Consider the following 15,289-nt stretch of genomic DNA (forward strand, 5'->3'; position numbering starts at 1 on the left):
GTCTTCTTTGTTTGTTTAGCATACGTTTATCCAAAATGGCGTTTGGACTTCCAGAGCACACCGCTTTTAAGCAGGCGTGGTACTCGTCCGCGCAATGAGGTACTACCCATAAAGCCATAGCCGAACCCGGCCTTCTTGCCAAGTGCGCCTAATGTACCGCGCAGCTTTAAAGGATGCGGATGAGGCGTTTGACCCTTCCACAGGTCGCGTACAATGTGTGCGATCTGCTCCCCTTGCACTTCTGCCGCTTGAGCGCTTGGAGAGTAGGGAAGGCTCGCACAGTCTCCGACCACATACACCTCAGGATGGTCCGGTATTTGATAATATTCGTTGAGCACGATGCGGCCCTGAGGGTCTTTAGGGACGGCTAAATCCTGCACGATTTTTACCGGCTGAATCCCCGCTGTCCATACCACTGCATCCGTTACAATTTGCTCGTCACGGTTATAAATAGCCCCCGGCTCAATACGGGAAACCGCAACATGATTCAGGGCATTAACCTGATGCTCCTTGAACCAAGCATGTACATAGGCAGACAAACGTTGCGGGAATGCCGACAGCACCCGCTCGCCCCGATCCATAATGGTAATATTCAAATCCGTACGGCTTTCACGTAACTCCGCAGCAATCTCAACACCGCTCAGACCGCCGCCTACAATATGGACATGTCCATATGGCTTGATTTCGTTCAAGCGCAGATAGGTTTGGCGGGTATGGTTAAACGACTGGATCGTACAGCTGTGTTCTTCAGCCCCCGGTGTATTGTGAAAGCGGTCGGTACAACCCAACGCAATGACAAGCTGGTCATAGGGCAAGGGTTCACCTTCTTGAAAATGGACTATTTTATTCTCCAGATCCATCGAGGTGACCTCTCCATATTTGCGAATAAGACGTTGTTCATCTGGAAAATGCACCCGCAAATCAAAATCAGAAACCGTACCTGCCGCTAGGGCATAATACTCCGTTTTCAATCCCTGAAAGGGCATTCGATCCACTAAAATAACTTGAACATCGTCGGGAATGTGTTTATCCAGCAATTCTTTGGCAATGGTAAGGCCGCCATAGCCGCCCCCAAGAATAACGAAATTTTTCATCAAAATCCGCCGTCCTTTCGCTACCGTGTCCCCGGCAAATGGTCTGGTGTCTCGTCGATCTAACACAAGTTTTTGTTGTTATAAAACCCGAGAATCGGGCCTGCCTTTGGCTGGCAGACCAGCGTATTCCGAGGCAGCATGATGCTGCATGGTGTGAGTAATGGGGATGAAATGCTCGCGGGAAATCTGAATCCGATATTACATTTATTCGAAAACTTCGATTTCGTTATAGAAGGTGTCCCGTTCAACAGGTATGCGTCCGGCACCTTTGACCAGCCAGATCAGCTCTTTACGGGTCAATCCGGCAGGGGTCAACGCACCTGCGGCATGGCTGATCTGCTCACGCACAATCGTGCCATGCACGTCTGATGCGCCAAAGGTGAGAGCGACCTGCGTCAATTGCGGGCCAATATTAATGAAGTAAGCTTTGACATGGTCGATATTATCCAGCATCAGGCGGCTGATCGCAATGGTTTTGAGATCCTCGTAAGCGGAGTTCCGGCGCATGATGTTGGCGTTTTTGCTTTTCGGCTGCATGGACAGTGGAATAAATACCATAAATCCGTTCGTTTCGTCCTGCAATTCACGAATTTGCAGCATATGTTCAATACGATCCTGATACGATTCGACCGAACCGTACAGCATGGTTGTATGAGTTTTCATGCCGAGATTGTGGGCCGTGCGATGTACTTCGAGATAGCGATCCACGTTGGCTTTCGTAACACGCATCTTCTTCCGATATTCGTCGGACAAGATTTCTGCGCCACCACCAGTCAGGGATTGAAGTCCAGCCTTTTGCAGCTCCTGAAGCACTTCTTTAATACTCAAGCCGCTTATGCGTGTGAAAAAGTCAATTTCCGCTGCTGTGTAAGCTTTCAGTGTAACGTGGGGATATTTTTCATTCAGAGCCTTCAATGAGTCTACATAGTATTGGAAAGGCACATGATTATTATGACCACCGACGATATGGAATTCTCTTACTCCCGGATGGATGTGTTGCTCTACATAATCAATCATTTCCTGCCCGGACAACGTATAAGAGCCGTCCTCCCCCTGATCCTTGCGGAAATTGCAGAACGCGCAGCGCGCTTCGCATACATTGGTGAAGTACAGGCTCATGTTTTCGATAAAATAAACCTTTTTTCCGTTCTTGCGTAAATTAGCTTCGTTAGCCAATTGACCCAGTGTGAGGATATCGTCAGTTTCATACAAATATATACCGTCTTCAAGGTTCAAACGAATACCGTTCTGTACCTTTTCTACAATTTCCGCCATTCTGCGGTCTGTAAAAGGTGTAACTAATGTGGACATGCCTATTCCTCCTTCAAGTTGCTCTGTGCGAGGCTGTCCGCCAAATCAGCGGCACAAGCGCTAAGTGCGCACAGGATGTCCCGTTCCGTCGGTAAGAATCCGGCAGCGCGGATATACGATATGTGAAAAATGTTACAATGCCAGGCTACAATGATGAATATCTCAAAATATCGCCTTTGAAATGACAAATTTCCGACAGTTTCTTTTACACACTCTTCACCTATTATAAACCTCACACCACCGGTGTTCAATACAAACGAATAGAAAAACAGGTCTTTAAGCCTGTAAGGGAAGGACATTCCATGACTTGAGCACGTGCAAATAGTGGAGTATACTGAAGGAGAACATGAAGTAAAAGAGGAGGATGGAGCTATGATTAACATCACCGATTCCGCTGCTGAGCGTTTGAAAGATATGCTGGAGCAGCAGGAAACGCCGAATATGTTTTTACGTCTGGGTGTTACGCCGGGCGGTTGCACCGGATTTTCGTATGCAATGGGCTTTGACGACAACGAGACGGATCAAGATATATATATGAACGTACAGGATATGAAGATTGTAGTGGAGAAGGAAAGCATCCGCTACCTGGACGGTCTGGAAATCGACTTTGAAGAGTCTGGAATGTCAGGCGGCTTCACGATTCATAATCCGAATGCTGTAGCTACATGCGGCTGTGGTTCAAGCTTCCGTACGGCTACAGATGCAGGTAAGCCGAACGAAGAGCCTTGTTGATTCAGGTTTTTCGAGTGGTGGTATGAAAATAAATCTGAATGATGAACGCTAACAATTAACGAAATGGAAATATTTGTTTTAGGGTTGTAAGTTAAGACCTCCAGCGGTATAGTCGCATACTATATCGTTTTGGAGGTTTTTGTGTTTTCGTTTCTGTCAGTGGGTAGAAATAGAGGAACTAGGGGGCCACTTTTGTTAAATAGTCTGTCTTACACTCTATGATTTTATCTTTGCTTTATTTATAATTTGCGGTTAATTTGCGGTGATTTTTAAGAAAGGTAATGGTAAAATATAATTAAATAGATGAATGAATGGTTATTGATTAGTCTGATGTAAAATGATGTAATAAATAGTTATTTAGTTCGGTACATTGTGGAAGTAGGTCAATCTGGTACTTAATACTAAATGATAGAAGGGGTACACATGAAAATTTCTTCTTACAACGAGTACTTGAAACTGGATGAGGAAGGATATGGTAAATACTTAATATATAATAGCCTGACTAACGGTTTAGGAGAAATAAAGAAGGACTTATACGAGGCCCTCGTTAATGAAGATTTTTCCTATCTAACGAATTGTGAAGAGTTAGAACACTTAATACAAGGACGATTTTTATATCTGAATCCCGTTAATGAATTAGAGATAATGGAGAAGTCATTCACTACAACTAGATATCAAAAAAGCACATTACACCTTACAATTTTACCTACGTTTAATTGTAATTTCAGATGCTCTTATTGCTATGAGAATTTGACTGAGAAAACAGGTAATCATTCTTTCACTGATCAAGTTCAGCAAGATATTTTGAGTTATATAAAAAGTGCAATGGAAGCTACAGATTTGAAACATATTACTGTCAATTGGACAGGCGGAGAACCATTACTTGAATTTAAAAAGGTTACTCGGCTCATGGATCAAATGAATACTATGGCAGCCGCAAAACATATTGAAATAGCGCACTACATGGTTAGCAACGGATATTTACTAACTAAAAGTCGTGCCGTTATTTTAAGGGATTTGGGTTTGAAAAGTATTCAAATTACGATCGATGGTAATAAGGTGAATCATGATAAAAGAAGGGTTTTGGCGAACCAACAAGGGACATTTGATCAAATAATAAAAAATATTAGAGATTCATGTGATTTTGTTCACATTAATATACGCTCAAATGTAGATTTGAACAACGTAGCTTCAATGGAAGATTATATGGATTATTTAGGGCAGCAAGACTTTAGGGAAAAAGTGAATATTTATTTTTCTGCCACTACTGATTATGTGGCAGGAGGTTGTTCAAGTAGTAATAGCTGCTTTGCCAATCAAGAATTCTCTGGAGTTATTCTGAGCTTGTATGAAAAAGCATTGGAAAAAGGGCTTAATATTTCTTATTACCCTCAATATGTACCTGTTGTTTGTGCTGCTATTGCAGATAATTCAATTGTAGTGCAGCCAGATGGCTGGATTCAAAAATGCTGGAATACGGTAGGAAACTCAAATTATGCGATAGGTCATATTAGTAATGGTATATATTCTAATGAACGTACGGAGAAGTGGCTTAATTATTCCCCGTATAAAATTGAAAAATGCCGAAGTTGCTCAGTGCTGCCCTTATGTGGCGGAGGTTGTGCCCAGCAAGCGTTTGAAAGTATCGACAAACAGCCTGTTTGTTGTGAGTACAAGTACAATTTAGGTGAAATGCTTAAATTTAATTATCACCGACTTGAAGTATAAGTTTTAACTTTCTATTATTTCGCTCTTTTGTAGTTTTGAAAGGAGGTGAGAAATATGCGTTGGATTGTAGAGCCGAAAGCAGCCCAAAGTTCTGTTGAACCTGCCAGTACTTGTTGGTATTATCATGGTTGTATTATTTTCTCCTGGTAATCTTCTTTATTATGAAACCGCCTGTTTATCTTTAGTAGACAGGCGGTTATTTAGCTACTTTGTCGAGAATTATATTAGTAAGTATAAAATACGCAGGAGGTTAGTCAAATGTACAGCATTTTACTTATTGATGATCATCCTGAATCAGGAGAGGTTACCAAGTCGTGGATTGAACAAGATCAATATATACATGTCACACTTATCAGAACTATTTTGGAAGCAAAAGAGAACTTAACTAAATATAATTTTAATCTATGTATCTATCATTTGAATAAAATGCTTCCTGTAGATTTGGAATGTATCCATCTAATTCAGGATATACCCATACTATTTATTGGACAGGTTCATACATATACAATGATGGATAAACTCTTAAACCTGGGCGTTATAGCATTTATTGAAAATGATCCTTCGCACGATCAACTAATTTGGACTATAAGAAACGTGTTAAACGGTATTTCCGTTTTACCCGTAACCTTACTGAAACAGCTTCATCACCGTGAAGGAGTAATGGACTATGTAGTGCTTAACAACAAGGAACGATCTATTTTGGAATGCGTCGCAGAGGGGAAAAGTAATAAGGAGCTCGCTGTCATTTTCTGTGTTAGTCAAAGGACTGTGGAATATTATTTAACTAATATTTTCAATAAATTTGAGGTGCATTCGAGATTAGAAGCTGTAGTTGCTGCCAAAAATAGAGGGATGATTAATGTGTGAAAATTTAAATTTTAGACAAAAATATATTCTAATGGGGGTTAGTGATGAAGCTTTTTTTGTTTAAGTATAGATTTCAGTTAATATTACTTATCATTTGCATCACTTTATCAAGCCTCATGAATATGTATATGGCTTTTATCTTTAAGAAATTGGTAGACACTGTTACAACCGGAAGTGAACAAGAATTTGTTAAATCAGCTTTTTTGGCTGTATTTTTAATCATTCTGGGTGCAATACTTCGATTACTAACGAATTTATCTCATGCTTCTTATATGAGGAAGACCATGCTTAATCTAAAAGAAATTGTATTTGGGCATATTTTAAATAAAAGTCTAACACAATTTTCTTCAAATCATAGCGCCAAGTATATTTCTATTTTTAGTAATGATATAAAGATGATTGAAGATGATTATTTTAAAAATATATTCTCGTTAATTGGGACATTTATATCTTTTTCAGCATCTTTGTTAGCGATGTTTTTACTCAGTCCTACAATTGTCATAGCCCTTGTCTTATTAACACTGTCATCTATGTTTATCCCTCGAATGTTTGAAAAGAAACTTGTAAATTGTAAGAGAAAAGTAGTTGAAGCTTTAGAAAAATTTATGATTCATACGAATGATATGTATTCAGGATTTGCAGTTATTAAAAGCTTTGGTATTGAGGGGCATGTACATGGGCAATTTGATGGTATTAATCAGGAGACGGAAAATCAAAAATATAGATTTCAGAAATTGAGTGCTTGGGTTGCCTCTATTAGTGAAGTATTTGGTGGATTTATGTTTATTTCAGTATTTATTATTGGGAGTTTCCTTACTTTACGGCAGCTTATCACGTTGGGAACTATGATTGCTTGTGTTCAACTAACTAATAGCATCGTTAATCCGATACAAATGAGTATTCAATATATAACTCAAATCAAGTCGTTACGTGATATATCGGCAAAGATTACACAACTTTTACATACAGAGCGACAGGACAAGATTTACATTCGCAAACCGACTATTCAGGATAAAGTATCGTTAAAAGAAGTGTCTTTTGGTTATAAAGATGACTGCTATAATGTACATGGATTAAATATGGATTTGGAGTTAGGAAAGAAGTATGCCTTAGTCGGGCCGAGCGGGTCAGGAAAATCAACGGTATTACGGCTTTTAATGAAGCAATATGAGAACTACAAAGGCAGGATCAGTATTGATGAAGTAGATTTAAAGGAAATCAATATGGAGGATTGGTGCAGACTGGAGTCTGTCCTGCATCAGGATGTTTTTTTATTTGATAGTAGCATTAAGGAAAATATTGTATTACATCAGATATATTCTGATAAGGAAATTGAAGATGCTATTCAAAAATCTGGTCTGAGTATGCTAATTAATAAGCTACCCAATGGAATGGAGACACAGGTTGGAGAGAAAGGAAGTTTTTTGTCTGGAGGTGAAAAGCAAAGAATAGCCATAGCAAGGACGTTAATACGCCGCACTCCCCTATTGTTAATGGATGAGCCGACTTCGTCACTTGATCAGGAAACAGCAAATGCTGTTGAAGAAACAGTTCTGAATTTAGAGAATACTACATGCGTGATGGTTACTCATCGGTTATCAAAACCAGTATTAGAGCGCTATGATATGATATTTGTATTCGCTGATGGAGCAATTATAGAGAAAGGGACATTTTGTGAATTAATAGAGCTTCAGGGTTGCTTCTATCATATGTATGGATTGGCAGAAGAGTCGACAATGACACAACATAAAGACAGCCCAATCTCTTACGTGGTAAATTAATTAGTTTTTAAATTGACTCACTAAATGAGTGTTTGGCCAATTAAAGGCGGGCACCTTTTAGTGTTTTTTTATGGCTGTACATTTAATCAGCAGTTGTTATTGCATAACTTCTTATAGTGATAATTTATCTTCTCTATAATTTTAGTATGCGCTTTTAAATGCAGAAGGATAGGGATAATGGAATTGAGCTTAACCTCGTGAAAAATAAAAGATGATATATTTCTGTTGAAAACCAACAGCCTGTAACTACATTATGCTTCTATTGAGAAGGAATCTGTTAATATGGTTGCTGTGTTCAGTGAAGCTCTTTATCAATCATTTCATTTTTCCATCAACATGATTTGTAACCTTCCCCCACTGAGCCGGCACTTAAGATTAAGAACACGAAAGAAAAGAGGCTAGGGACGTATGAGGGAGTGGGTTGAAAAGGCGCGGCTAGGGGATGCGGAAGCGTTTGGGCAGCTGATGCTGCATTTTCGCGGAATGGCATATGCCGTGTCCTATGACATGCTGAAGGATGTCCATCTCGCGGAAGATGCCGTGCAGGATGCGTTCATAGAGGCTTATCAGAATCTGGAGAAGCTACAGAACCCGTCCGCTTTTCCAGGCTGGTTCAAGACCATTGTCGTAAGACAGTGCCAGCGGACGCTGCGGCGCAAGCATCATTCGATGCTTCCTCTGGATGAGGCTGTGCAGGTATCGGGAGGAGTACCGGGTTTGGCAGAAATTGCGGAGCGTAGAGAGGAGAGCCAAGTTCTGCAACAATCGGTGAAGGCACTGTCTGCCAAGCTGCGCGTCCCTCTGCGGCTGTTTTATTTTTACGGTTACTCTCTTCAGGAAATTTCCGATTATTTGGGCACTCCGGTCCCGACGCTTAAGAAGCGGCTGCACGATGCCCGCCGAAAATTGAAAGGTACACTCCCGGTGGCCGACCTCGTCTCCGTGTTCAATCATTTGTATGAGGGAGGGCAAAACATGCTACATATTGTTAACGGTGATGTTGTAGGTGACATGTTGAAGCAGGGTGTTGTACAAGGTGACGTGCTTGTATGGAGAGAGGTATATCCGGCAGGACCGATATTTGCAAATCCAGCGGGAGCTGAAGAACGGGCACTGCGGGCCCGGGTTCTGGAGGAAACGATGGGTATTCCGGCCAGCGAATATATTACGGCATGTGAGGAACAAGAGCAGAAACTTCGTGAATTTATCAAGTATGATGAAGTCGTATTGTGGTTTGAGCATGATCTGTTTGATCAGAGCATGCTCGCCTATCTGCTCCACTGGTTCAAGAGACAGAAACTGGGCCGCACGAAGCTGAGCCTACTCTGTATTGGGGAGTTTCCGGGAATCGAACGGTTTCATGGTCTGGGACAGCTCACTCCGGCACAGCTTCAGACATTATCCGGGACCTGGCGAACTATTGAACGGCAAGAAATGGGGCTCGGAAGCGATCTTTGGCAGGCGTATGCTTCTCCTGATCCTACTCAAATGGCTAATCTGCTGGAAGACAAGAAGGCAGAATTGGCAGCATCTGGCCTACCTTTTGCCTATGAAGCCTTCACAGTACATCTCAAGCGGTTGCCCTCGGAGCGGAATGGTCTTGGCATTGTGGAACAGACCACGCTTCAGACCGTTCATAATGGAGTGGATACGCCATTGGAATTATTTCGTCAGGTAACTGACATCCTGCATGTGCTCGGCATGGGTGATCTCGAATACTGGAAATTTATTCGTGCTTTGGCGCAAGGCGAACATCCTTTGCTGATGATTGACGGGGATGAGGCTGGCTTGAATTTCAGACAAATTCCGGATTTTTTGAACCGAAAGGTAATTCTGACAGAGTTGGGTAAAGAGGTACTGAATGGATCAGCGGACCGCATTGCAGTTCAAGGGATCGATGAGTGGTTTGGGGGGCTGCATCTCCATGGACATGAGGTTTCTTGGCGCTGGGATGATGTAGCCGGAGAATTGGTGGTCCGACATTGAACAAGCTGTAGCAGTAAATAGCTTAATGTGCGAAGGAGTTTTCCGTTTATGGAAAACTCCTTTTTATTTTTTAAGTACACCATATTAAAACAAGAAAAATCACCGGGAATAGGTTAGGAACTTAGCTATCCGGTCCAATGAATTGATTTTCCTGCATATGAAAAGACACCTCTTATAATATGATTCAAGTAATATTTAGTAAACATTATACACCTGCCAAAATCTCGTTATCAGTGCTTCTACTGCTTCACATCTGTAAACAGCTCCTGCGCGGTCCGCACAAATAACTGTACAGCAAGTGAAGCATTGTGCAGGGACGGTACAGCTATACCGATTTGACGTGTGATCAGAGGCGAGGTTTCCTTGACGGTCAGATTATGAGGGAACGTGGATAAGGCAAGTGAAGAAACAATACCCATCCCTAGTCCCTGTCGAACCATGCTGACCAAGGTGCTGATATTATGAGTAATGAACTGTGCCTGCAACTGACTTTTCTCGCGTTCAAAACCTTCCATAATGGCGACCTCATGTCCACCTTTACAAAAGATCATATCCTGCTGATTCAAGTCTCGAATGGCGATTTTATTGTGCGATTGCAAAGGGTGACCGTCTGGCAGGAGAATAACCATGTCATCCTGACATAATGGGATTACATCTACCTGAGGGTCTGGCAACAGGATGATACCCGCCTCGATTTCTCTGGTATGCACCCACTCCTTGACTTCATTCGTGGAGCCTTCATGTAGATCGAAAACAAGGTTCGGATAATGCTGACGAATATGATGAATAATCGGGGGCAGAAAATAGGCTGAAGCAGAAGGAAAGGCACCGATCGTGATTGTGCCCACGTCTAGACCTTTTTCAGCAGCCACCTGCTGCTGTACCTTTTCCATGCTTTGCAGCATCATACGGAATTCCAGCAGTACTTTGTGCCCGATATCGGTCAGCAGCACTCCTTTTTTTCGGTCGCGTAGCAATAGCTGGACATCCAGTTCGTTTTCGATGCTGGCGATGGCATGGCTGACCGCGGGCTGCGTCATATGCAGCTCATGGGCAGTTTGGGTGAAGTTTAGCGTTTCAGCTACGCGAACGAAGATCATAATTTGAGTAATGGTCATAAGTGAAAAGTTATCTCCCTTATTGAAAATATTCATTTTATTTATTAGTGACCACAGTATACGCTAGTAAAGCAAAACTTTGCAAACGGCTATTCAGATTGTAGACGTAAAGCAATGCGATAAATCTAAGGGAGAGAAGACATCTATGAAAAAATTAACACCTAAAGCTACGCTGTGGCTTGTCTTGATATTAGTGATGGTATGGGGGATCAACTGGCCGTTGACCAAGCTGGCTTTGCCAGATACGCCGCCGATATTTTTTTCAGGACTCCGTACCCTACTGGGTGGTGTGATTCTGCTGTTGTTCGCTATGCGTCACCGGGAAACCTTACGCTTTAGACAGAATGGGTGGACTTATCTGGTGCTGGCCATATTTAATATTGCAGGCTACTATGGCTTGCAGACGGTAGGGTTGCGTTATTTGCCTGCTGGGTTGTTTTCCACTTTAGTATTCCTTCAGCCGATCCTGTTGGGATTATTCTCCTGGATGTGGTTGGGGGAGCGTATGTTTCCCCTGAAGGTCATTGGACTGGTGCTGGGCTTTGGCGGGGTGATTGTGATTAGCTCTGGTGGAATGGCAGGGCATTTATCGGTACTGGGCATTGTGTTGGGGCTAGCTTCAGGACTGTGCTGGGCGCTCGGAACGATTTATATGAAGAAAAAAAGCCAACAGTTGGATTCCATTTGGGCGGTGACGATGCAGCTCGTTTTGGGAGGGATTATACTCAATGGCATTGGATTTACGACCGAGAAATGGAGTGACATTCACTGGACGACCTCCTTTATCGCAATTTTATTGTTTATTTCGATATTCGTGATTGCGATGGGCTGGATGATTTATTTTAAACTAATCGACAACGGAGATGCGGGAACCGTCGGCTCCTATACGTTTATGATTCCGGTGTTGTCCACGGTCTTTAGTATGATAATGCTCAAGGAATCACTTACTTTGACGTTTGTTGGGGGGCTAGTGCTGATTGCAGGCAGTGTGTATCTGGTAAATATTAAGGAAAGAATAGAGTTATCCCACTAAGTATCAGAACGGTGAGACATTTGAGGATTAACGGGAGTGATGGATCAAGAAGAACTTCAATAACTTCTTTCACACACGCATATTGGAAGCACCAATATAGCGTGCTTTTTTGACTATGATTTTCAAACAACTCATTTGCTATGCTATTCAAGATTATTGAAAAAACTTAAATTTATGGTAGAGGTTGTCGTACAAAATTAGCTAACAAGATATGATGTTATAAAAAAACATTAGAATAACAAAATATTTTTAAAGATTTTTGTGTTTTTTATGTTTTTCGTCCTTATGTAAAAAATGAATGAATATAATTGTTTTATAGCAAAAATAGAGATAATAAAAGAATCGTGTTATTCAATATCACTAATTTATTATTTAAATAGGATGTTTGTTTTTTTAATAATCATTGTATTTTACAGACTTTTGTTATGCTAACAATTGACATTTCGTATAACGTAAACTAGAATGTGTAAGAATTCATTTCCCAATCACATAATTAGTTTGGAACTATTGAAAGCGTTTACCTAATATTAGGATAGAGCTCTTTTTGGTTCTTTTTTCTTTTCCGAATTATGGCCGGGAGGGAGAGATCATAGTACGTGCCTAAGGGATGGGAATTTGAATATATAAGCTAAGGGAGAGGTGTATGTTGAGATGCGGTTAAATAGAAATGTTGGAAACTTCGAGCAAACGGTGAATGGTAATGCTGGTTACCTGGAGGTTACAAAATGAAGAAGTTATTGTCGTGTTTGTTCTCGTTGAGTATGCTTGTGTATATATTGCCGACCATCATTGTAAGCGCTAACAATGATGGAGTTACTAATCTAGCGCTTGATCCAACATCGTCTGCCCAATCGGATATTATTTCAGATGCTGTTTACAAAATTACGGCACAGCATAGCGGAAAAAACTTGGAAGTTGAAGGGGGATCAAAGGATGACGGAGCGAATGTTCAACAATGGACCGATAACGGAAAGGAGCAACAGAAGTGGAGAGTGGTCGACGTTGGTGATGGATATTATAAGCTGATCTCGCAATCTAGTGGTAAAACATTAGATGTAGCCGGTGGTAATACCCATGACGGAGCAAACGTTCAACAATGGACCGACAACGGGAACGCTCAGCAGAAGTGGAAAATCATTGACGCTGGTGGTGGATATTATAAGCTGATCTCGCAATCTAGTGGTAAAGCATTGGATGTTGTCGGTGGTTATACCCATGACGGTGCAAACGTTCAACAATGGGCCGACAACGGTAGCGCTCAGCAAAGGTGGAGATTCACGCAGATGGATACGACAGCAGATACGACACCACCAACCGCCCCAACAAACCTCCAAAGCTCATCCAAGACGAGCACATCTGTCACTCTTACATGGACGACCTCAAAAGACAATGTAGGTGTAACTGGCTACGTTATTTATAACGGAACAGATCTGGTAGACACGAGCACCACAACAAGTTATACAGTGACGGGGCTCACTGCGAACACATCCTACAATTTCACTGTAAAAGCGAAAGATGCAGCAGGCAATGTTTCGGAACCAAGTAATGTCTTAAAAGTAACAACAAGTTCCGACTCCTCTCAAAATACAGGATTTTATGTTAAAGGTACGACGCTTTATGATGGCAAGGGAAATCCCTTTGTCATGAGAGGAATTAATCACGCGTACACTTGGTACAAAGGTCAAGAGTCGGTTGCGATACCTGCAATTGCCAAAACAGGAGCGAACACGATTAGAATCGTGCTGTCAGACGGTCAGCAATGGACGAAAGATGATTTGTCAGCGTTGCAAAACCTGATCACTTTATCAGAACAAAACAAATTGGTTGTTATCCTTGAAGTACACGATGGTACGGGAAGTGATAATGCTGCTGTGTTGAATAAAATCGCAGATTACTGGATTGAAATGAAGAGCGCACTGATTGGAAAAGAAAATACAGTCATTCTCAACATTGCGAATGAATGGTTTGGTACTTGGGATGGAAACGGCTGGGCACAGGGGTATAAATCAGTTATTCCAAAGCTAAGAAATGCTGGCATCAAAAATACCATTATGGTTGACGCCGCTGGTTGGGGTCAATATCCGAAGTCGATTTTTGACTACGGAACGCAAGTGTTTGATGCCGATCCGCTTAAAAATACGATGTTCTCCATTCATATGTACGAATACGCTGGAGGAAATGCCGAAACAGTAAAAAGCAATATTGACAATGTATTAAACAAAAATCTAGCTGTCATCATTGGAGAATTCGGAATCAAGCATACAAATGGTGATGTTGACGAGGCCACCATTATGAGTTACGCCCAACAAAAAGGTGTAGGTTATCTCGGGTGGTCTTGGAAAGGAAATGGATCGGGTCTAGAATATTTGGATATGTCAAACGACTGGGGAGGATCGAGTTATACTGAACAAGGACGTGCTATTATTGAAGGTCCGAATGGCATCAGAGCAACATCCAAGTTAAGCACGGTTTATAGTAGCGGTAAACAGTAAAAGATTCATATTGTTGTAGTAACGGCCTTTTCTCGAAATTCTAATGGGGAAGGTCGTTTAGTTTGTCTGGAATCAAGCAAAAGCCTGTACAAATACATAGGAGCAAGGATTAGTATAAATATACTAGAATATCAAAGGAGGTCATAGTAAAATATGACTATAAGTCTGTTGAGTTAGTGGAAATGATGGTTCAGAATTATCCGCTTGGTAAGCGGCACTTTTAAACTTTTCAATCGGCAATTTTTCTTAAGGATTGTAAGATGAGCGGGGGAGCTAACAAATGGACAGATATACACCTACAGCGAGGGAACGCTGGCAGATGAAGCAGAGTGAGCCACAGCAGCAGGGATGGTTGCTCGCTTTCTTTGGCTGGATTTTTGCAGGTTTGGGGTTCATATTTAGTTTTTTTGTCTTTGGAGGGTTGTTGGGTGTCTTAGGTTTGGTTTTCGGAATTTTAACGAAACGAATGGAACAAAGAAACACGCAGGGTATCTTCATTATCGTAATCAGCTCCGTAGCTATTGGCATTGGACTATTGATTTTTATGATTTTTTTTGCGCAAGGTTTTGTAGAAGGTCTGAGAGAAGGGTATAATGAGCATTATTAGGTCAGGGAGGTAACAGCATTGAGCGTCATTATTTCACAGCAGATCTCGGCAACGGGCGTGAAGGAATATACGAAGGTGATGAAAACATTTGATTCCCAGTTTACACCCTTGGTTGGACAGAAAATCAGGGATACGGCATTTGGCGATATGCAATATTATGATGTCGAGGACGTATTTATTGATCTAGCGGAGAATGAGTATTGGGCAATTCTACCTGCCATTTTGCTGCATTCTGATGATATTGAGGATATACGAGACGCTGTGCGTGAGTATCGTTCACACGGTTGGGAATGTACGAAACCTCTGTAAATGCATACCACTTAAGCATCTATACGGAAACGTCTTTCTTTTGCGAGATAGGCGTTTTTTTGTGTATTTGTGTATAAACTATTTCTAATGATTGGCATGAAAAGAAAGAATTTATGCTGAAAATGCGCAAATTGTATCATTTTTTATCATAAAACGACAAGTTGGGAAATGAAAACGGCCTTAATGTGTTATACTTAGTATATCAAAGGACAAGAGTCTAAAACGACCGGT

The 15,289-nt window shown here is 41.5% G+C and carries 12 protein-coding genes; 9 read left to right on the plus strand and 3 right to left on the minus strand.

Annotated elements, in window-relative coordinates; all coding sequences use genetic code 11:
* Nucleotides 1–26: 26 nt before the first annotated feature.
* Nucleotides 27–1,094 (minus strand): NAD(P)/FAD-dependent oxidoreductase, encoded by a 1,068-nt coding sequence (locus NLX78_RS08545; RefSeq protein WP_254350152.1) that lies wholly within the window; start codon nucleotides 1,092–1,094, stop codon nucleotides 27–29.
* 204 nt (nucleotides 1,095–1,298) lie between these two features.
* Nucleotides 1,299–2,405 carry an aminofutalosine synthase MqnE gene (gene mqnE, locus NLX78_RS08550; protein WP_023990177.1) on the minus strand — a complete coding sequence of 369 codons (1,107 nt, stop codon included), beginning with the start codon at nucleotides 2,403–2,405 and terminating at the stop codon, nucleotides 1,299–1,301.
* 372 nt (nucleotides 2,406–2,777) lie between these two features.
* Here mqnE and NLX78_RS08555 point away from each other — a divergent pair, with 372 nt between their 5' ends.
* The 5 genes from NLX78_RS08555 to NLX78_RS08575 all read left to right on the plus strand — a co-directional run bounded on the left by NLX78_RS08555 (nucleotide 2,778) and on the right by NLX78_RS08575 (nucleotide 9,499).
* Nucleotides 2,778–3,137, plus strand: coding sequence for a HesB/IscA family protein (locus NLX78_RS08555; RefSeq protein WP_013311832.1), 360 nt, complete (start codon nucleotides 2,778–2,780; stop codon nucleotides 3,135–3,137).
* Between the two features lie 405 nt (nucleotides 3,138–3,542).
* Nucleotides 3,543–4,865: a radical SAM/SPASM domain-containing protein gene (locus NLX78_RS08560; RefSeq protein ID WP_254350153.1), complete on the plus strand. Its 1,323-nt coding sequence runs from the start codon at nucleotides 3,543–3,545 to the stop codon at nucleotides 4,863–4,865.
* Between the two features lie 258 nt (nucleotides 4,866–5,123).
* Nucleotides 5,124–5,732 carry a response regulator transcription factor gene (locus NLX78_RS08565; protein WP_104497972.1) on the plus strand — a complete coding sequence of 203 codons (609 nt, stop codon included), beginning with the start codon at nucleotides 5,124–5,126 and terminating at the stop codon, nucleotides 5,730–5,732.
* A 44-nt stretch (nucleotides 5,733–5,776) separates the two neighbouring features.
* Nucleotides 5,777–7,513, plus strand: a complete 1,737-nt coding sequence (locus NLX78_RS08570; RefSeq protein WP_254350154.1) for an ABC transporter ATP-binding protein — start codon at nucleotides 5,777–5,779, stop codon at nucleotides 7,511–7,513.
* Nucleotides 7,514–7,921: 408 nt separating this feature from the next.
* A complete protein-coding gene (locus tag NLX78_RS08575; RefSeq protein ID WP_254350155.1) occupies nucleotides 7,922–9,499 on the plus strand; it encodes a sigma-70 family RNA polymerase sigma factor in 1,578 nt (525 codons plus the stop codon).
* 239 nt (nucleotides 9,500–9,738) lie between these two features.
* Here the strand turns inward: NLX78_RS08575 and NLX78_RS08580 are convergent, their stop codons facing one another.
* The gene (locus NLX78_RS08580; RefSeq protein WP_254350156.1) at nucleotides 9,739–10,617 is read right to left on the minus strand and encodes a LysR family transcriptional regulator; all 879 of its coding nucleotides are present in this window, start codon (nucleotides 10,615–10,617) and stop codon (nucleotides 9,739–9,741) included.
* A gap of 145 nt (nucleotides 10,618–10,762) precedes the next feature.
* On the opposite strand from NLX78_RS08580, the gene NLX78_RS08585 reads away from it, so the two are divergent.
* The 4 genes from NLX78_RS08585 to NLX78_RS08600 all read left to right on the plus strand — a co-directional run bounded on the left by NLX78_RS08585 (nucleotide 10,763) and on the right by NLX78_RS08600 (nucleotide 15,058).
* Complete coding sequence (locus NLX78_RS08585; RefSeq protein ID WP_254350157.1) at nucleotides 10,763–11,650, plus strand: DMT family transporter; 888 nt, start codon at nucleotides 10,763–10,765, stop codon at nucleotides 11,648–11,650.
* 725 nt (nucleotides 11,651–12,375) lie between these two features.
* On the plus strand, nucleotides 12,376–14,142 hold the full coding sequence (locus NLX78_RS08590) for a cellulase family glycosylhydrolase (protein WP_254350158.1): 1,767 nt from the start codon (nucleotides 12,376–12,378) through the stop codon (nucleotides 14,140–14,142).
* Nucleotides 14,143–14,422: 280 nt separating this feature from the next.
* Nucleotides 14,423–14,749 (plus strand): hypothetical protein, encoded by a 327-nt coding sequence (locus NLX78_RS08595; protein ID WP_250266612.1) that lies wholly within the window; start codon nucleotides 14,423–14,425, stop codon nucleotides 14,747–14,749.
* Nucleotides 14,750–14,767: 18 nt separating this feature from the next.
* Nucleotides 14,768–15,058: a hypothetical protein gene (locus tag NLX78_RS08600; protein ID WP_254350159.1), complete on the plus strand. Its 291-nt coding sequence runs from the start codon at nucleotides 14,768–14,770 to the stop codon at nucleotides 15,056–15,058.
* Nucleotides 15,059–15,289: the final 231 nt, after the last annotated feature.

The organism is Paenibacillus sp. Lou8.1 (assembly GCF_024213565.1).
In the GTDB taxonomy this organism is placed as follows: domain Bacteria; phylum Bacillota; class Bacilli; order Paenibacillales; family Paenibacillaceae; genus Paenibacillus; species Paenibacillus polymyxa_B.